This window comes from Pseudomonas sp. FP2196 (genome assembly GCF_030687715.1).
Taxonomy (GTDB): domain Bacteria; phylum Pseudomonadota; class Gammaproteobacteria; order Pseudomonadales; family Pseudomonadaceae; genus Aquipseudomonas.
Genome location: NZ_CP117445.1, coordinates 1,671,958 through 1,688,720, shown reverse-complemented (window position 1 = coordinate 1,688,720; position 16,763 = coordinate 1,671,958). Strand labels below are relative to the sequence as shown.

The window sequence follows — 16,763 nt, the reverse complement described above, 5'->3', positions numbered from 1 at the left end:
CTCGCAGGCTCACTCCTACAGTAGATTCAGGATGTCAGGCCTTGGCGGGCCAGGCGCTGACAAACTCGGCCAGATCAACCTTCTCCGCCACACGTGGCTCCTTCTGCGGCGTGCCGAGGTACAGGAAGGCAATCACTTCTTCACCTTCCGCCAGCCCCAGGCCTTTGGCCACATGCGCCGAATAGGCCAGATCACCGGTACGCCAAACCGCACCAATGCCCTGCGCATACGCCGCCAGCAAAATCCCGTGCGCTGCACAGCCCGCCGCCAGCAACTGCTCGGCCTTCGGGTACTTGACGTGTTCCTGCAGTTTGGCGATCACCACAACCACCAACGGCGCACGCAGCGGGCCGTTGCGGGCTTTGTCGATCATTGCTTCAGTGACTTCGCCTTCCTGCTTCTGCGCAGCCTCGGCCAGCAACTCGCCCATCTGCTCACGCGCCGCGCCTTCGACAGTCAGGAAGCGATACGGCTGCAAATGCCCGTGATCCGGTGCACGCAGCGCCGCGCCAAACAAGGCTTCGCGCTGCTCGGCAGTCGGGGCCGGTTCGACCAGTCGGGGAACGGAAACACGGTTGAGCAAAGCGTCGAGAGCCTGCATCGGCCACCTCCTGAGAAAAATGTGCGGCTATTCTAGCTGTATCTGTCAAAGGGATGCCGGTTTACATGCCCTACCCCATAGGTAGAATGGCGCCCTTCCCACATCAGCCCGAGCGGACTTCATGGCGTTGCCGACCTTACGGATCATTGGTTTCATCATCGGCATCTTCCTGATCACCCTGGCGGTTGCCATGGTCGTGCCCATGGCCACGCTGGTGATTTTCGAGCGCACCAGCGACCTGCCGTCGTTCCTCTGGGCGAGCATGATCACCTTCGTCGCCGGCCTCGCGCTGGTGATTCCCGGTCGCCCGGAACACATTCATCTGCGCCCCCGCGACATGTACCTGCTGACCGTCAGCAGTTGGCTGGTGGTGTGTATCTTCGCGGCGCTGCCGTTTCTGCTGACCCAGCACATCAGCTACACCGACTCGTTCTTCGAAAGCATGTCCGGCATCACCGCCACCGGTTCGACCGTGCTCACGGGTCTGGATAACATGTCCCCCGGCATCTTGATGTGGCGCTCGTTGCTGCACTGGATCGGCGGTATCGGCTTTATCGGCATGGCGGTGGCGATTCTGCCGCTACTGCGTATCGGTGGCATGCGCCTGTTCCAGACCGAATCCTCCGATCGCTCGGAAAAGGTCATGCCGCGCTCGCACATGGTGGCGCGCCTGATCGTGGCGGCTTATGTCGGCATCACCATCCTCGGCAGCCTGGCGTTCTGGTGGGCCGGGATGAGCCTGTTCGATGCGATCAACCACGCGATGTCGGCCATTTCCACAGGCGGTTTTTCGACCTCCGACCAGTCGCTGGCCAAGTGGACGCAACCGGCAGTGCACTGGGTGGCGGTGGTGGTCATGATTCTCGGCAGCCTGCCGTTTACCCTGTACGTGGCCACATTGCGTGGCAATCGCAAGGCGTTGATCAAGGATCAGCAGGTGCAGGGCATGCTGGCGATGTTGCTGGTGACGTGGCTGGTGCTCGGAACCTGGTACTGGTGGACGACCAACCTGCATTGGCTCGAAGCTCTGCGCCATGTGGCGCTGAACGTGACTTCGGTGCTGACCACCACCGGTTTTGCCCTTGGGGACTACAGCCTGTGGGGCAACTTCTCGCTGATGCTGTTTTTCTATCTGGGCTTTGTCGGTGGCTGTTCTGGATCGACGGCGGGCGGGATCAAGATCTTCCGGTTCCAGGTCGCCTACATCCTGCTCAAGGCCAACCTTAACCAGTTGATCCACCCGCGCGCGGTGATCAAGCAGAAGTACAACGGTCACCGCCTCGACGAGGAGATCGTACGCTCGATTTTGACCTTCTCGTTCTTCTTCGCCATCACCATCTGCGTGATCGCCCTGCTGCTGTCACTGTTGGGCGTGGACTGGATGACCGCGCTGACCGGCGCCGCCAGCACTGTTTCCGGTGTCGGCCCAGGCCTTGGCGAAACCATCGGCCCGGCGGGCAATTTCGCGACCCTGCCGGATGCAGCGAAGTGGATTTTGTCGTTCGGCATGCTGCTCGGCCGACTGGAGATCATCACGGTGTTTGTGCTGTGTATTCCGGCCTTTTGGCGTCACTGATCGCATTCGGCGCCTGCAACAGCCGCGCCCGGTAATCGCCGGGCGTGGTGTCGAACCAGCGACGGAACGCGCGGAAGAAATTGCTCGGATCGGCAAAACCCAATAGATAGGCGATTTCCAGCAGGGTCATGCTCGGTTGCGCCAGATACTGTTCGGCCAGTTCGCGGCGGGTGTCGTCGAGCAATTGCTGAAAACTCGTGCCCTCCTCCTGTAACCGACGCTGCAAAGTGCGCTGCGACAAGTGAAGGGTCTGTGCGACGGTATCGCGCTTGGGTTCACCCTGAGGCAGCAAACGGCAGAGCACCTGGCGGGCCTTGTGGGTCACGCGACTTTCGGAAAACCGCGCCAGGTATTCCCCGGCAAACCGGTCATGCAGCAGCGCCATCGCCTCGTTGGCGGTGGGCAGCGGCGCCTCCATGTCGGCACGTTCGAAGATCAGCGCGTCATACGGCGCGTTGAACACCAGGGGCGCATGGAAGGCTTGTTTGTAGGGTTGCAGATCATCCGGTTCATCGCCCTGCACCAGAACCTTGACCGGGTGCAGCGTGCGCCCGCTCAGCCAGCCACACAGGGCCAACGCACACGCCAGCGAGGCTTCGGCACTTTGCCGGGTCGGCGGCAGGTGATCGCCGTGCACGGTCAGGATCAGCGCATAGCCTTCCTCCAGCAGACGAAAACTCAGGTCGGCACTTTCGGCAATGATGCGCTGATAGCGCACCAGTCGCTGAAAGCCTTCGGCCAGGGTATTGCTGGACATCAGCGCGTAACCGGCAACATGAAACGAGGCTGGCCGCACCACTTTGCCCATGTTCAGGCCGATTGCCGGGTTGCCGGACAGCTCGACTGCCCGTTGCCAGAGTCGGGTCATGGAGTCTTGCGGGAAGCGCGCATCCGGATCATCCAGGGCCGCGTAATCGAGCCCCAACTGCTTGAACAGAACCCGGCAATCCAGGCCGTCCATCTCCAATGCTTTGACAATCCCCATCGCCCAGCTTGCAGAAGTCGTTCGTTCGCTCATGGTGTTTTTCTTTTACATGAGGGGCCGCATGCTACGGCCTGATTTGCGAAGGATACTAAAGTGGCGCCGATTGTCACTGGCCCACGCCAATGATCACTCTAGACTCAAATAAGCTACCCGCAGAACAACTCGTCGCCAGAACAACAACCACAGAGAACGCGGTCGTGGAAAACATCAAGCATTTCAACAGCTTCGCTGAGTTCTACCCGTATTACCTCAGCGAACACAGCAATAGCACTTGTCGTCGCCTGCATTTCATCGGCACGACACTGGTCATTTTTATTCTCGCGCTGACCATCGCCAAGGGTGCCTGGCTGCTGTTGCTGGCCCTGCCGCTGGCCGGTTACAGCTTTGCCTGGGTCGGGCACTTCTTCTTTGAAAAGAATCGACCGGCGACTTTTCAGCATCCGCTGTACAGCTTGCTCGGAGATTTCGCCATGTACCGCGACATGATTCTGGGTCGCGTGGCCTTCTGAAAACCGACATTGAGGATGGCCAATGAACGCCAATGCCCGCTTCACCCACATGAAGGACGGTACGCAGGAAGACTGGGCGATCATCGCCGCGGACTTCAGTGCCTACGCCAAACAGTTGCCGTCGCGGATCATGACCCACCTGAAATTGCTTGAAGGTGATTTCGGCGGTTTCCCGGTGGATCGCCTGACCCACTCCCTGCAAACCGCGACCCGCGCCTGGCGTGACGGGCGCGACGAGGAATACGTGGTTTGCGCGCTATTGCACGACATCGGCGACACCTTGGGCTCGTATAACCATCCGGACATTGCGGCGGCGATTCTCAAGCCGTTCGTCAGCGCCGAAAACCTTTGGATGGTAGAAAAGCACGGGATCTTCCAGGGCTATTACTTCTTCCATCACTTGGGCATGGATCGACACCTGCGCGATCAATTCAAGGACCATCCGCAGTTTCAGGCGACTGCCGAGTTTTGCGCCAAGTACGATGCAGCGGCGTTTGACCCGGCCTATGACACCCTGCCGCTGAGCTTTTTCGAGCCGATGATGCAGCGTCTGTTTGCCCAGCCTAAAAACTCGATTTACAAGGCAGCCATGGAAGAACACGCCCCGGCGTGAAGGGAAACGCTGCGCGGTTCATCGCGAGCAGGCTCACTCCTACAGTTGATCGTATTCCACCTGAAGAAATTCGCTCACTGTAGGAGTGAGCCTGCTCGCGACAAGGCCCTATCAACCACTCGAGAACTAAGCGAGTTCGGCGACTTTGGCCGCTTTGAGCTCCGCCTCACGCGCCTGCGCATCCGCCAGGCGATACAACTCGATCGTGCCGTCCCAATGCTCGATCAACGCCGTGCACGACTCCACCCAATCGCCACAATTGAGGTAATCCACCTCGCCGACCTTGCGGATCTCGGCATGGTGAATGTGCCCGCACACCACGCCATGCAATTCACGCTTCACACACTCATGGACAATCGCTTCTTCAAAATCGCTGATGAAGCTGACGGCGGTTTTCACCTTGTGTTTCAGGTACGCCGACAACGACCAGTAACCGTAGCCATAGCGCGCGCGCCAATGGTTCAGCCAGCGATTGAGCGTCAGCGTGAATTCGTAGGCCGAGTCGCCGAGGAACGCCAGCCAGCGGTGGTATCGAGTGATCACATCAAACTGGTCACCGTGAATCACCAGCAGATGCCGGCCGTCCGCCGTGACATGCACCGCCTCATCGACCAACTGAATATTGCCCAGAATCAGCTTCGAATAACGACGCAGGAATTCATCGTGGTTGCCGGTGACGTAGATAACCTCGGTGCCGCGCTTGCTCATGGTCAGCAGGCGGCGAATCACGTTGGTGTGCGCTTGCGGCCAGTACATGCCGCCACGCAGTTTCCAGCCGTCGATGATGTCGCCGACCAGATAAATCTTGTCGGCGTGATAGCCCTTGAGAAATTGCGACAAGTGTTCGGCCTGGCAATCCCGAGTGCCCAGATGCACGTCGGAGATCCACAAGGTGCGCACCCTTTGTTTGCGGCTGGGTTTGGCGAGCTCGGCGCTGGTCATGGGCAACCCTCTGCGATGTTTTCGCCACAGTGCGCCCGTCCGGTTAATCGACCATGACAGTCACAAGTCAGTCCTGTGACAGCGCATCCCGGCTGCGTCGGTGTAGACTGGCCGCCTGCCCGGAGACTTGCTATGCGACCGATCCTCACCCTGCGTCAGTACACCCACGACCTGATCGTCCACAGCCACGAGCATGCTCAACTGGTGTTCGGTTTGTCCGGCGCGCTGGATTTCGAGGTCGAGGGTTGCGGCAGTCAGGTGCGCCAGCAGAGCTTCGTGGTCGTCCCGTCCGGCGCCCATCATGCCTGCGGCAGTCCACAAGGCAGTCGTTGTCTGGTGCTCGATATTCCCGATGGGCAATGGGTCGCGGATTCACTCGGTGACCATGCCGAGGCCAGCCGGCGCTTGCTCGACAATCCTGCTCGCTTGTCGCTGGATTCGGGGCAAAGCCAATTGGTCAGTTGGCTGGCGAACAGTCAGGTCAACGATCCGTTGATTGCTCAGCAAGGAGCAGTACTGTTGCTGGCGAGCCTGAATCATGTACAACCGGTCGAACTGGCCGCCCGGCGCCTGCCCTACGCGGCGCTGGATGCGCACATCGAGCAATACGCTGCGTATCCGCTACAAGTCGCCGATCTGGCACGTGTGGCCGGGTTGTCCAGCGCTCGCCTGCATGCGCGTTTCATGGCCGAATGCGGGCAGACGCCGATGGATTACATCCGCAGTCGGCGGCTGCACAAGGCTGTGTGCCTGCTGCGTGAAACCGCGCTGCCCATCGGCGAAATCGCCAGTCGGGTCGGCTACAGTTCGCAAAGCGCTTTCTCGGCCGCTGTCCTACGCGAGTTTGGTTCATCACCCGGCAAACTGCGGCGCGATTCCTACAACAAAACCGGATAGTCCGCCGACAGACAAGTCCGTCGTTACACGGTTCAATGTGTAGGAGTTGCCGCAGACTGCGATCTTTTGATCTTGATCGTAAAAAATCAAAAGATCGCAGCCTGCGGCAGCTCCTACATTTGAATTGGCGTTTGAAAAAAGGATTGCAATGACTCCGCGTACCGCCCTTGGCGCCCTGCATATCGGCGCTCTGATGTTCGGACTGACCGGTGTATTCGGCAAACTCGCCGCAGCATCGCCCGCCGTGATCGTCTTCGGACGTGCCGCCTTCGCCGTGCTCGCTTTGGCATTTTTCGCCCGTTTCGCCAGCCAGAGCGGCTGGCAAAAACTTCAGGCCTTGGACTGGCGCCGCCTCGCCCTAAGCGGCGTGCTGCTGGCCGGGCACTGGGTGAGTTTTTTCATTGCAGTGAAGGTCGCGGGTGTGGCGATCGCGACCTTGGGTTTCGCCAGTTTCCCCGCCTTCACGGTGATTCTGGAAGGGCTGATCTTCCGCGAACGGATCCGCGCCAATGAAATCGTGCTGGTGGTGTTGGTGAGCGTCGGTCTGGTGCTGGTGACCCCGGCGTTCGACCTGGCCAGCGGCTCGACGGTCGGTCTGCTCTGGGCGGTGCTGTCCGGGCTGTTGTTTTCCCTGCTGTCGCTGACCAACCGCGCCAGCTCCGGACGCATCCCGGCGGTGCAGGCGGCGTTGTGTCAAAACGTGGTGGTGGCGCTGTGTCTGCTGCCAGTCGCGGCGCCGCAACTGAGCGAAGTGCGCGCGCTGGACTGGTTGTGGATCGCCCTGCTCGGGGTGTTCTGCACCGGCGTCGCCCACAGCCTGTTCGTCGCCAGCCTGGCGGTGATCAAGGCGCGCACCGCCGCGGTGGTGTTCGCCATGGAGCCGGTCTACGGCATCACCGTCGCCTGGCTGCTGTTCGACGAGAACCCGACGCTGCGCATGCTGCTCGGCGGCGCGTTGATCATCGTGGCCATCGTGGTGTCAGCGCGGATGTCCGGCCATACCGACAAAAAAACCGTCGCCGCCGAGGCAACCTCTCACTGAGTACGGTCGTTGTGGCCGAGGTCGCGGTCAGGATCGATCTGATCGCGCACTCGTTGTTTCAGCACCTTGGCTTCGGGAAAACCGCCATCGGCCTTGCGCTCCCAGATCTGCACGTCATCACACGTAATGTGGAAAACCCCGCCGGTACCCGGCACCAATGACACTTTGCCCAGATCATCGCCAAATGTGCTGAGCAGTTCCTGCGCCAGCCACGCGGCGCGCAAGAGCCACTGGCATTGGGTGCAATAAGTGATGACAACTTCTGCTTTTGCGACGTTCATGTTCGCGGAAACTCCTGAGACAGAGGGCGCCGCTATAATAGCCGGCTTTACCGCTTGCCCCGAGACTCACAATGCGCCGTCTGCTGTTCTGCCTGCTGCTTGGTTTGCTTCCCCTGTTCGTTTTCGCCAGCGAAACGCCGCGACCGAAAGTCGGCCTGGTGCTGTCCGGTGGTGCCGCTCGCGGGTTGGCGCACATCGGCGTGCTCAAGGCGCTGGAGGAGCAAGGCGTCAAGATCGACGCGATTGCCGGTACCAGCATGGGCGCAGTGGTTGGCGGCCTGTATGCCTCGGGCTACAAGATCGACGAACTGGAAAAACTCGCCCTGAGCATCGACTGGCAACAGGCGTTGTCCGATGCGCCGCCTCGGGAAGACGTGCCGTTCCGGCGCAAGCAGGATGACCGCGATTTTCTGGTGAAACAGAAACTGAGCTTTCGCGACGACGGCAGCCTCGGCCTGCCGCTGGGGGTGATTCAGGGTCAGAATCTGGCGCTGCTGCTCGAAAGCCTTCTGGCGCACACCAGCGACACCCGGGATTTCGACAAACTGCCGATCCCGTTCCGCGCCGTGGCCACCGACATCGCCAACGGCGAAAAAGTGGTGTTCCGCAAAGGCCACCTGCCCCAGGTGATCCGCGCCAGCATGTCGATCCCGGCGGTGTTCGCCCCGGTCGAACTCGATGGCCGGCTGCTGGTGGACGGCGGCATGACTGACAACATCCCACTCGATGTCGCGCGGCAAATGGGCGTCGATATCGCCATTGTCGTCGACATCGGCACACCGCTGCGCAACCGCAAGCAACTGACCACCGTGGTTGATGTACTTAACCAGTCGATCACCCTGATGACCCGGCGCAACTCCGAGGAGCAACTGGCCGCGCTGAAACCGACAGACGTGCTGATCCAACCGGCGCTGGCGAGTTTCGGCGTCACTGATTTCGGCCGTGCCCAAGAAATGATAGATGCCGGTTACCGCGCCACCAAAATCCTCGATGCCCGCCTGGCACGGCTCAAACCGGTGGTTTCTCAGGATGCCCAACTCAACGCCGCGCGCGCACCCGGCCAACGCACGCCGATCATCACCGCGATCAAGGTCGAGAATGACTCGAAAGTCGACGACGATGTGATCCGTTACTACATCCGTCAGCACATCGGCGAGCCGCTGGATCTGGGCCGACTGCATTCCGACATGGGCACCTTGTACGGCCTCGATTACTTCGAACAAGTGCAATACCGAGTAGTGCACAAAGGTCAGGATCACACGTTGGTGATCAGCGCCCGGGGCAAGCGCAGCGGCACCGACTACCTGCGGGTCGGCCTCAACCTGTCGGACGACATGCGCGGCGCCAGCGCCTTCAACCTTGGCGCCAGCTACCGTATCAACGGCATCAACCGCCTTGGGGCGGAATGGCTGACCCGCGCGCAGATCGGCGAAAAACAGGAGCTGTACAGCGAGTTCTATCAGCCACTGGACGTCGGCTCTCGCTACTTCATCGCGCCCTCGGTAGTGTTTGAGGCACAGAACGTCGATGCAGTGCTCGACAATGATCCGATCGCCCAATACCGGGTCGAGCGCTACGGAATGGCCTTGAATGTCGGTCGGCAGATCGGCAACAACGGCGAAGTGCGTTTCGGTGTCGGTGAAGCCTGGGGCAAGGCCGACGTGCGTATTGGCGATCAGGATCTGCCCAGCGAAAACTTCAACGAAGGCTTCTATTCGTTGAAATATTCCTACGACTCGCTGGACAACGTTTACTACCCGCACGAAGGCAAGGACGTCAGCCTGACCTTACTGCAATTTGAACCGAGCCTGGGTTCAGACACACGCTACCGACAATGGGAATTCAAACTCGACAAAGCCATGAGCCACGGCCCGGACACGCTGATTCTGGGGGGACGCTATGGCCGCACACTCGACGACACCAATGTGGTGACGTCGAGCTTCCTGCTCGGCGGCGCTCGGCAGTTGTCAGGCTTTCGTGAGGACGCGATTTCCGGGCAGAACGTCAGTTTGATGCGGGCGGTGTATTACCGTCGGCTGACACCGCGTTCATATCTGCCGCTGGATTTCCCGCTTTACGCTGGCGCCTCGCTGGAACGTGGGCGAGCTTGGAACAACGACAATGAATTCGACAGTGGCTACATCAATGCGGCCAGCGTGTTTATTGGCTTCGATACACCACTGGGGCCGTTGAATTTCAGTTATGGGTTGAATGATGCGAATGAGCAGGCTGTGTATTTGAATCTGGGCCAAACCTTTTGAATACCCCTGCAGGAGCTGTCGAGTGAAACGAGGCTGCGATCTTTTGATCTTGCTTTGAAAGGTCGTCCGATCGCGGCCCGAGCCTTCGGCAGCTCCTACCGGGGATCAGCGGATGCCTGCCAGAAGGGTCCGCGCCGTTTGCTTTAAAGGCTCATCCCCTTCCTTGAGCAATTCATTGAGCAACGCAATCGCGCTGTCGATATCGCCGTCATCGATGCAGGTCTGGGCCTGTTCGAGCTTCCCGGAACCTGCCGCCTCTTCGGGCTCCGATATTTGCAACTCTAACGGCTCCTGCGCGAGCGATGGCTCCGGATCAGAAAATTCATTGAGAAAGTCATCGTCCAGCGGCTGCGAGTCCGGCTCGGGGATCCACTCAAGCTCGGCTTCCTCGCTGGTCGCGGTTTCCGGCAATTCAAAATCCTGCGGCAACACTTGCAGGCTGGCCCCCAAAGCGGACACTTCGGCTGGTGGCTGAACCGGCGCCGCAAGGCTGTCCTCCAGATCCCAACTGGAATCCATCGACAACTCATCCAGGTTCAACTCGAAATCATGCTCAGCCGCAGTTGATTCGGGAGCGGCGACAATGACAGGCGTCATGCTGGCGACCAATGGCGCCTTTACCGCCAGCGGCTCAGTGCTCGTCAGTTTTGGATGCCGGGCGCGAATTTCATGCAACTGGTGAGCCTCCACTCCACGCGCACGCAAATGACTTTCCTGCTGCTCGTAAGCAGCACTATCGCCCTGACGCCCCAGCACCTCGAGCAATTGCAGACCGAGATCGAGGCGCTCCGGCTCCTTGTGCTGCGCATCGCGCAACAACCCGGCTGCTTCGCCAAGTCGCCCGTATGCCAGGTAAATGCCCACGGCTTCGAGGACATCACCCGCCGCCGGCTCTTCACGATGCTCGGCTGAGGCGTGAGTCCTGACCGGTTCGGCGCTCTCGGGTTCATCCACATCGACGTCATTGCGCAGCGGCAACAACGGAACGGGTGCGTCACTCGGCCCCTGTTGTTGGCGTCGACGGTGAACGAACAACGCAGCCAATGCCCCCAGCAATAACAACAGACCTCCAAGCAGTGGCCAGTTCAACCCATCGTCCGTGGACTCGACCGGTACAACAACCGCAGCAGGTGCCGGAGTTACCACCGGCGCTGGCGGTGCCTTCTGAGATTCGGCCAAGCGTGTCTGCAGATCACTGACCTGCTTCTTGCCGTCGGCAATCTGCACATCCTGTGCCTGCAGTTTCGCATTCAGCTCGTCCAGGGACTTTTGCAATTGTTGGCTCTGCAGCACGCTGGCGGCCAATTGCTCGGCCAGCGCCTCGTTGACCGGCGCTGTCGGCGGTGGTGACACCGCAGGTTTTTCGCGCTTGCCCTGCGTTGCCTGGGGCGGCGCGGTGACCGGTTCGACCGTGGGAAACGCCGAGGACTGCGCGCGCGGATCCGGTTCATCGGTGGCTGGCACGATACCCGGCGAGCCCGGCGGATCGATCAGTACGGTGTATTCGCGCAACAAGCGGCCATTGGGCTGATTGAGCTGCACGAGGAAATTCAGAAAGGGTTCGTTGACCGGTTTGCTGGAGGTGACCCGGATCATTTGGCGATTGCCATGCAGAATCGGCGTGAACTTGAGGTCGTTGAGAAAGAACACCCGTTCGACCCCGGCACTGCCGAATTCGTCTGCCGTGGCCAGGCTCACCGACAGGTCACTTTGCGTCAAAGCGCCGACATCGATCAGCGCAATATCGGCCTTGAGCGGCTGATTAAGGCCAGAATGAATCGTGATGTCACCCAGCCCCAGAGCCAACGACAAGGTTGAATAGCCGACTGCGCCAGCGACCAACAGCCCTTTGGCGCAAACGCGCAGTACCACGTGCCAACTTACGAGCATGAGCATCCCTTAAATAAGCAAAACCGACTTCTATGCGTTCGCACATCCGGTACGAACACGATATTGCCTAGTAGTTCTTATAGCTTGCTCAACGCGATCCCTCAAAAAACCGGCACGTGGTTATGCCTCAAGATTTTTCCAGGTTGCCCAGAATGTGCCCGTGAACTCGCATGCACACCTTCAAATCCGCCTCGTCGACGCCTTCGAACAATTCGTGACGCAACTGGGTGGCAATGGTTTCAATCTGCTCAATCAGTGGCAGGGCCGGGGCACAGAGGACAATTTTTTTCGCCCGGCGGTCTTCCATCACGGACTGGCGTTGCACCAGACCCTGGCTTTCCAGACTATCGAGCAAGCGTGCCAGCGTCGGGCCTTCAACGCCGACGCTTTGCGCCAGCTCTCGCTGGGTCGGGGCGTCTTCAAAACGCGCCAGGTGCAGCAGCACCAGCCAGCGAGCCTGGGACAGCCCCAGCCCGGCCAGTCGGCGGTCCAGCTCGGCACGCCAGCCGCGTGACATCTGGGCCAGTTGCATGCCAAAGCGGTGTTGATCGGTTAACGGCATAAAACTCTCGTGATTAAACTGAAGTAATAGAGAAAAACTAATTATTAGTCAGCTAAGCATGAGCTGCAGCTATAGGCAAGTGGCGCTCTGTACTGAATCGTTACAACTGTATGGGGCTTGGCGCAAACGCCGCCTTACATTTCAAATTCGGATTGCAGCGCAGCCCGCACGCAATAAAGAACACCTTCTGGAACACGACCAGCAAACAGCTCAGCCACTTCGGCGACCGGCGGCAGTTCGCCCTCGCCATCAAGGAATGCGTCCTGCACTTCACCCATCAGTTCTTCCGGCAGGTCGAGCGCCTGCTCCAGCGATAACTGCTGCTTGCCAATAGCTTCGGCGAGCATGGTGTAGACGTTCTTTTCCGAGCATTGCAACTGACCGGCGATCTGCATCGGCGTCATGCCGGCGCGAGCCAGGGTGATCAGTTCGTGACGCACGTCGGCCACCACTTTCGGCGCCTCCGCTTCGCCGCCGAGCACTTCGAGGAAGGCATCGCCATAACGTTCCAGCTTGCGCGCGCCGACACCGCTGACCCGAGCTATGTCCGCCAACGAGGTCGGTTGGCTGCGGAGCATTTCCAGCAAGGTCGAATCGGGGAAGATGACGTACGGCGGCACACCATGCTCTTCGGCGAGTTTGCGCCGCAGCGCACGCAGGGCTTCCCATTGTTCGCGCTCTTCGCCGCGCACCAGTTGGCTGGCCGGACTCTTGCTGCCGCTTTTGGCGGTGACCTGCGGTTTGAGATCGCGGCGCAGTTCCAGCGTAACCTCGCCCTTGAGCAGAGGCCGGCAAGTGTCGCTCAGACGCAGGCCGCCGTAACCTTCGTGATCGACATCGGCCAGGCCACGCGCCACCAACTGGCGGAACAGCGAGCGCCATTCGCTCTCGCTCAGCGCCTTGCCGACGCCGTACACAGAGAGATGCTGATGGCCGAAGCTGCGGACCTTTTCGTTGTCCTTGCCCAGCAGCACATCGACCAGATGGCCGACGCCATAACGCTGACCGGTGCGATAGATCGCCGACAGTGCCTGACGCGCCGGCTCGGTAGCGTCCCAGGTCTGCACACCATCGACGCAGTTGTCGCAATGCCCGCAAGGTTCGGCCATCTCCTCATCGAAATAGGCCAGCAGGGTCTGACGACGGCAACGGGTCTCCTCGCAGAGCGAGAGCATGGCATCGAGCTTGTGCTGCTCCAGACGCTTGTGACGCTCGTCACCTTCGGAGTTCTGCAACATCTGCTTGAGCATCACCACGTCTTGCAGACCGTAGGCCATCCACGCATCCGCCGGCAGACCATCGCGGCCGCCGCGCCCGGTTTCCTGGTAATACGCCTCAAGGGATTTCGGCAAGTCGAGGTGAGCGACGAAGCGCACGTTGGGTTTATCGATGCCCATGCCGAACGCCACGGTGGCGACCATGATCAGGCCTTCCTCGTTGAGGAAGCGTTTCTGGTTGAAGGCACGCAGATCGTTGGGCAGGCCGGCGTGATACGGCAGCGCCGGGAAGCCCTGTTCGCTGAGGAACGCCGCGACCTCTTCGACCTTCTTGCGCGACAGGCAGTAGACGATGCCGGCATCGCTGCGTCGTTCGGCGAGAAACGCCAGCAACTGCTTGCGCGGCTGCTCCTTGGGCACGATGCGATAGAAGATATTCGGCCGGTCGAAACTCGACAGGAAGCGCTCGGCGTTCTGCAGATGCAGGCGTGTCACGATTTCTTCGCGAGTTCGCTTGTCGGCGGTGGCCGTCAGGGCGATGCGCGGCACATCGGGGAACATCTCGGCCAATTGGCCTAGTTGCAGGTATTCCGGACGGAAGTCGTGGCCCCATTGCGATACGCAGTGGGCTTCGTCGATGGCGAACAGGGCAATGTTCAACCCTTGCAGGAACGACAACATGCGCGGCTGCACCAGACGCTCGGGCGCCAGATACAACATCTTCACCTCACCGCGCTTGATCCGCGCCGCCAGATCACGCTGCTGCTCGGCGCTCAAAGTGGAGTTCAGCGCGGCGGCAGCCACGCCCAGCTCTTCAAGGGTAGCGACCTGATCGTCCATCAAGGCGATCAACGGCGAGACCACCACCGCCAGACCATCGCGCAATAACGCGGGCACCTGGAAGCACAGGGACTTGCCGCCACCGGTAGGCATCAGCACCAGCGCATCACCGCCGCTGGCCACGCGCTCAATGATTGCACCCTGCCGGCCACGGAAACTGTCGTAGCCGAAGATGTCCTTGAGGACGCGTTGAGCCTGTTCGAGCATAAAAACTCCAAAAATCTACCGAAACATCCCTGCTCAGGCTGGTTCAAGACAGCCTGAGCTGCTTAAACAAAACGTAAGGGCGCGTTGCATGGCGGCCGCGATACGGGCAGGGATCGCAAAACGCGGCAGTATACCCGAGCCCTCCCCTGCACAGGGTGCCGCTGATAAGACACAGATGAACCTGCCACACATAAATCCCCTGTGGGAGCGAGCCTGCTCGCGAATACGGTGGATCAGTCGATACAAAGGTGCCTGATACGCCGCTTTCGCGAGCAGGCTCGCTCCCACAGGATTTGTATGCAGCCCGGCAATTGCGGCAAATCTGCCATGCGGCTGGCTTGAGCGCGCAAGAAGGCCTAGAATTCCCGCATTGTTTATTCCCCAAGGTAGCCCCGTAATGTCCTTCGCTGAGCAACTGACCCGCCTGCAAGTTTTCCTCGACGCCGACGAGCTGCATGACGAGGCGCTGGATTACGTGGCCGCTCACGGCTACCTGACCGCGCTGTCGATCTGCGCAGAAGACGTACCGGAGCGTGAGTGGATCGACGCCCTGTTCGCCGAAGAGCCGCATTACAGCAGCGAGGCACAGCGTGAAGAGATCGAAGCCACCCTGATCGGCCTCAAGGCGCACATCGCCCGCCAACTGGCGTCCGACGAAGAATTCGAACTGCCATGCGAACTGGATCTGGGCGAAGAGCCGGACGATTCGGAACTGCGTGGCTGGTGCATCGGCTTCATGGAGGGCGTGTTCCTGCGTGAAGCGGCCTGGTTCGAAACCGCCGAAGAAGAAGTCAGCGAAATGCTCCTGCCGATCATGGTCGGTTCGGGCCTGTTCGACGAACAGCCAGAGTTCGAAGACATCGCCAAGGACGCCAACCTGATGGACGACATGATCGTACAGATCCCGGAAGCCCTGACCGCGCTGTACCTGCTGTGCCAGGCACCAGACGAAAAACCGGCGATCCTCAAGCCCCGTCACCACTAAGATCGGGCCTATGGACAACCCCATAGGCAACCGCCCCCTGATGTTGCGCTACATCCTGCTGGCCATCGGCTGGCTAAGCGTCGCATTGGGGGTGATCGGGATTTTCCTGCCTGTCCTGCCCACTACCCCTTTTCTATTGCTCGCGGCCGCGTGTTTCGCCCGCAGCTCTCCGCGTTTTTATCGCTGGCTGGTCGAGCACCCGCGCCTTGGGCCGTGGATTCGCGATTACCTCAATGGCAACGGCATTCCGCTCAAAGGCAAGGTCTACGCGATCGGGCTGATGTGGGCGAGCATTTTGTTCTCGTGCTACCTGGTGCCACTGCCGTGGGCGCGGGGGTTCATGCTGACCAGTGCGGTGCTGGTGACGGTTTACATCTTGCGGCAGAAGACCCTGCGCAAATCCTGAAACGCTAAAAGATCGCAGCCTGCGGCAGCGCCTACATGAAGATCGTCTGTAGGAGCTGCCGCAGGCTGCGATCTTTTGACTTTAAACACCCACGTTTAAACCAGACTGGCAGACACTCTCCGAAGCTACACGACCTTGCGTAATTGCCTACAGCTACGCCAGAATCCGCCGGCTTGTGCGCCTTGGGAGCGGCTTCTATTGTGGTTCGGTCGCTGACTTTTCAGTGATCGGGTTTAGCAGCCCGGGTTTTCTCTAGACGCACAAAGTCCGTCGCCGTTATGGCGGCTTTGCGTGGGGCACTTCGGTGCGCCGGGTTCTAGAGTCCTGGTCTGCTAACCCGCGTACAGCCGCCACCTCCTTCGTTAGCAGCGAACGGTGGCAGCTTCACTACTCTAGAGGCTTTACCCATGATCAAACCCACGCCCAACCCGCCTGAAACCGCCCCCTCCTCCCCCTACGAATCCCTCGACTCGAAAAAGCTCAACGAAGCCGCCGACCGCGCCCTCGATCATTACCTCTGCCCGCCTGGATCCACGCCGCCCCGTAAAACCCGCGGAATGTATGCCGCGACTGCCGACACCAAAAACGAGGAATTGCTGCTCGATGCCTGCGAAACACTCGCTTCGGCCAAGACCATCGCCCATGACTTCGCCCGCCTGTTGCCCGCGCCGCAACGCAGAACAGTGCTGGGCCTTGCGCAATTGATCATGCTCGGGGAACTGGCGGTGAATCGGGTGCTGAATAATCTGGAATTGCCGCAGTAGCAGGCCTCAGTGACAAGCCTTGAGTGAGATGTTGTGATTGCTGACGTCTTCGTCGGATCGCCGTCCGGGGGCTTGCCCGCGAAGGCTGACTCACAGGCGATACATCGCTTCAGGCAGAAAAAACCCGTCGTCCCGTTCAACCGGGACGGCGGGTTTTGTCGTTTCAGGCCTGAATCAAAGGCCGA

The 16,763-nt window shown here is 60.1% G+C and carries 16 protein-coding genes; 9 read left to right on the top strand and 7 right to left on the bottom strand.

Features of this window, described 5'->3' with window-relative positions; all coding sequences use genetic code 11:
• Positions 1–34: 34 nt before the first annotated feature.
• Entirely contained in the window at positions 35–601 is a 567-nt protein-coding gene (locus PSH79_RS07605) for a nitroreductase family protein (RefSeq protein WP_305441990.1), read from the bottom strand.
• A gap of 121 nt (positions 602–722) precedes the next feature.
• Between PSH79_RS07605 and PSH79_RS07600 the strand changes: the two genes are divergently transcribed.
• A complete protein-coding gene (locus PSH79_RS07600) occupies positions 723–2,177 on the top strand; it encodes a TrkH family potassium uptake protein (RefSeq protein WP_305441989.1) in 1,455 nt (484 codons plus the stop codon).
• Here the strand turns inward: PSH79_RS07600 and PSH79_RS07595 are convergent.
• Positions 2,134–3,195 carry an AraC family transcriptional regulator gene (locus tag PSH79_RS07595; RefSeq protein ID WP_305441988.1) on the bottom strand — a complete coding sequence of 354 codons (1,062 nt, stop codon included), beginning with the start codon at positions 3,193–3,195 and terminating at the stop codon, positions 2,134–2,136. The two genes, PSH79_RS07600 and PSH79_RS07595, sit on opposite strands and share 44 nt — an antisense overlap.
• Before the next feature lie 164 nt (positions 3,196–3,359).
• On the opposite strand from PSH79_RS07595, the gene PSH79_RS07590 reads away from it, so the two are divergent.
• Entirely contained in the window at positions 3,360–3,671 is a 312-nt protein-coding gene (locus PSH79_RS07590; RefSeq protein WP_187677323.1) for a DUF962 domain-containing protein, read from the top strand.
• A 22-nt stretch (positions 3,672–3,693) separates the two neighbouring features.
• Positions 3,694–4,284, top strand: a complete 591-nt coding sequence (locus PSH79_RS07585) for an HD domain-containing protein (protein WP_305441987.1) — start codon at positions 3,694–3,696, stop codon at positions 4,282–4,284.
• 126 nt (positions 4,285–4,410) lie between these two features.
• On the opposite strand, the gene PSH79_RS07580 is transcribed toward PSH79_RS07585, so the two are convergent.
• Entirely contained in the window at positions 4,411–5,226 is an 816-nt protein-coding gene (locus tag PSH79_RS07580) for a UDP-2,3-diacylglucosamine diphosphatase (protein ID WP_305441986.1), read from the bottom strand.
• A gap of 132 nt (positions 5,227–5,358) precedes the next feature.
• Here PSH79_RS07580 and PSH79_RS07575 point away from each other — a divergent pair, with 132 nt between their 5' ends.
• Together PSH79_RS07575 and PSH79_RS07570 are read left to right on the top strand one after the other, a co-directional pair.
• Positions 5,359–6,123, top strand: coding sequence for an AraC family transcriptional regulator (locus PSH79_RS07575; protein WP_305441985.1), 765 nt, complete (start codon positions 5,359–5,361; stop codon positions 6,121–6,123).
• A gap of 148 nt (positions 6,124–6,271) precedes the next feature.
• The gene (locus PSH79_RS07570) at positions 6,272–7,165 is read left to right on the top strand and encodes a DMT family transporter (protein ID WP_305441984.1); all 894 of its coding nucleotides are present in this window, start codon (positions 6,272–6,274) and stop codon (positions 7,163–7,165) included.
• Here PSH79_RS07570 and PSH79_RS07565 read toward each other — a convergent pair.
• Entirely contained in the window at positions 7,159–7,446 is a 288-nt protein-coding gene (locus tag PSH79_RS07565; RefSeq protein ID WP_305441983.1) for a SelT/SelW/SelH family protein, read from the bottom strand. The two genes, PSH79_RS07570 and PSH79_RS07565, sit on opposite strands and share 7 nt — an antisense overlap.
• Positions 7,447–7,517: 71 nt before the next feature.
• Between PSH79_RS07565 and PSH79_RS07560 the strand changes: the two genes are divergently transcribed.
• The gene (locus tag PSH79_RS07560) at positions 7,518–9,707 is read left to right on the top strand and encodes a patatin-like phospholipase family protein (protein WP_305441982.1); all 2,190 of its coding nucleotides are present in this window, start codon (positions 7,518–7,520) and stop codon (positions 9,705–9,707) included.
• Between the two features lie 105 nt (positions 9,708–9,812).
• Here the strand turns inward: PSH79_RS07560 and PSH79_RS07555 are convergent, their stop codons facing one another.
• The 3 genes from PSH79_RS07555 to recQ all read right to left on the bottom strand — a co-directional run bounded on the left by PSH79_RS07555 (position 9,813) and on the right by recQ (position 14,423).
• Positions 9,813–11,597 (bottom strand): FimV/HubP family polar landmark protein, encoded by a 1,785-nt coding sequence (locus PSH79_RS07555; protein WP_305441981.1) that lies wholly within the window; start codon positions 11,595–11,597, stop codon positions 9,813–9,815.
• Between the two features lie 127 nt (positions 11,598–11,724).
• Positions 11,725–12,159: a MarR family transcriptional regulator gene (locus PSH79_RS07550; RefSeq protein WP_027613988.1), complete on the bottom strand. Its 435-nt coding sequence runs from the start codon at positions 12,157–12,159 to the stop codon at positions 11,725–11,727.
• Between the two features lie 134 nt (positions 12,160–12,293).
• A complete protein-coding gene (gene recQ / locus PSH79_RS07545; RefSeq protein WP_305441980.1) occupies positions 12,294–14,423 on the bottom strand; it encodes a DNA helicase RecQ in 2,130 nt (709 codons plus the stop codon).
• 397 nt (positions 14,424–14,820) lie between these two features.
• Here recQ and PSH79_RS07540 point away from each other — a divergent pair, with 397 nt between their 5' ends.
• The 3 genes from PSH79_RS07540 to PSH79_RS07530 all read left to right on the top strand — a co-directional run bounded on the left by PSH79_RS07540 (position 14,821) and on the right by PSH79_RS07530 (position 16,578).
• Positions 14,821–15,408, top strand: coding sequence for a YecA family protein (locus PSH79_RS07540; protein WP_305441979.1), 588 nt, complete (start codon positions 14,821–14,823; stop codon positions 15,406–15,408).
• Positions 15,409–15,418: 10 nt separating this feature from the next.
• Entirely contained in the window at positions 15,419–15,814 is a 396-nt protein-coding gene (locus PSH79_RS07535; RefSeq protein ID WP_305441977.1) for a YbaN family protein, read from the top strand.
• A gap of 407 nt (positions 15,815–16,221) precedes the next feature.
• Positions 16,222–16,578 (top strand): hypothetical protein, encoded by a 357-nt coding sequence (locus tag PSH79_RS07530; RefSeq protein ID WP_305441976.1) that lies wholly within the window; start codon positions 16,222–16,224, stop codon positions 16,576–16,578.
• Positions 16,579–16,763 lie beyond the last annotated feature (185 nt).

What these genes read in the sequence shown, in the direction of transcription:
- PSH79_RS07605 (WP_305441990.1), bottom strand. Translation starts at nt 601, where the DNA reads ATGCAGGCTCTCGACGCTTTGCTCAACCGTGTTTCCGTTCCCCGACTG.
- PSH79_RS07600 (WP_305441989.1), top strand. Translation starts at nt 723, where the DNA reads ATGGCGTTGCCGACCTTACGGATCATTGGTTTCATCATCGGCATCTTC.
- PSH79_RS07595 (WP_305441988.1), bottom strand. Translation starts at nt 3,195, where the DNA reads ATGAGCGAACGAACGACTTCTGCAAGCTGGGCGATGGGGATTGTCAAA.
- PSH79_RS07585 (WP_305441987.1), top strand. Translation starts at nt 3,694, where the DNA reads ATGAACGCCAATGCCCGCTTCACCCACATGAAGGACGGTACGCAGGAA.
- PSH79_RS07580 (WP_305441986.1), bottom strand. Translation starts at nt 5,226, where the DNA reads ATGACCAGCGCCGAGCTCGCCAAACCCAGCCGCAAACAAAGGGTGCGC.
- PSH79_RS07575 (WP_305441985.1), top strand. Translation starts at nt 5,359, where the DNA reads ATGCGACCGATCCTCACCCTGCGTCAGTACACCCACGACCTGATCGTC.
- PSH79_RS07570 (WP_305441984.1), top strand. Translation starts at nt 6,272, where the DNA reads ATGACTCCGCGTACCGCCCTTGGCGCCCTGCATATCGGCGCTCTGATG.
- PSH79_RS07565 (WP_305441983.1), bottom strand. Translation starts at nt 7,446, where the DNA reads ATGAACGTCGCAAAAGCAGAAGTTGTCATCACTTATTGCACCCAATGC.
- PSH79_RS07560 (WP_305441982.1), top strand. Translation starts at nt 7,518, where the DNA reads ATGCGCCGTCTGCTGTTCTGCCTGCTGCTTGGTTTGCTTCCCCTGTTC.
- PSH79_RS07555 (WP_305441981.1), bottom strand. Translation starts at nt 11,597, where the DNA reads ATGCTCGTAAGTTGGCACGTGGTACTGCGCGTTTGCGCCAAAGGGCTG.
- PSH79_RS07550 (WP_027613988.1), bottom strand. Translation starts at nt 12,159, where the DNA reads ATGCCGTTAACCGATCAACACCGCTTTGGCATGCAACTGGCCCAGATG.
- recQ (WP_305441980.1), bottom strand. Translation starts at nt 14,423, where the DNA reads ATGCTCGAACAGGCTCAACGCGTCCTCAAGGACATCTTCGGCTACGAC.
- PSH79_RS07540 (WP_305441979.1), top strand. Translation starts at nt 14,821, where the DNA reads ATGTCCTTCGCTGAGCAACTGACCCGCCTGCAAGTTTTCCTCGACGCC.
- PSH79_RS07535 (WP_305441977.1), top strand. Translation starts at nt 15,419, where the DNA reads ATGGACAACCCCATAGGCAACCGCCCCCTGATGTTGCGCTACATCCTG.
- PSH79_RS07530 (WP_305441976.1), top strand. Translation starts at nt 16,222, where the DNA reads ATGATCAAACCCACGCCCAACCCGCCTGAAACCGCCCCCTCCTCCCCC.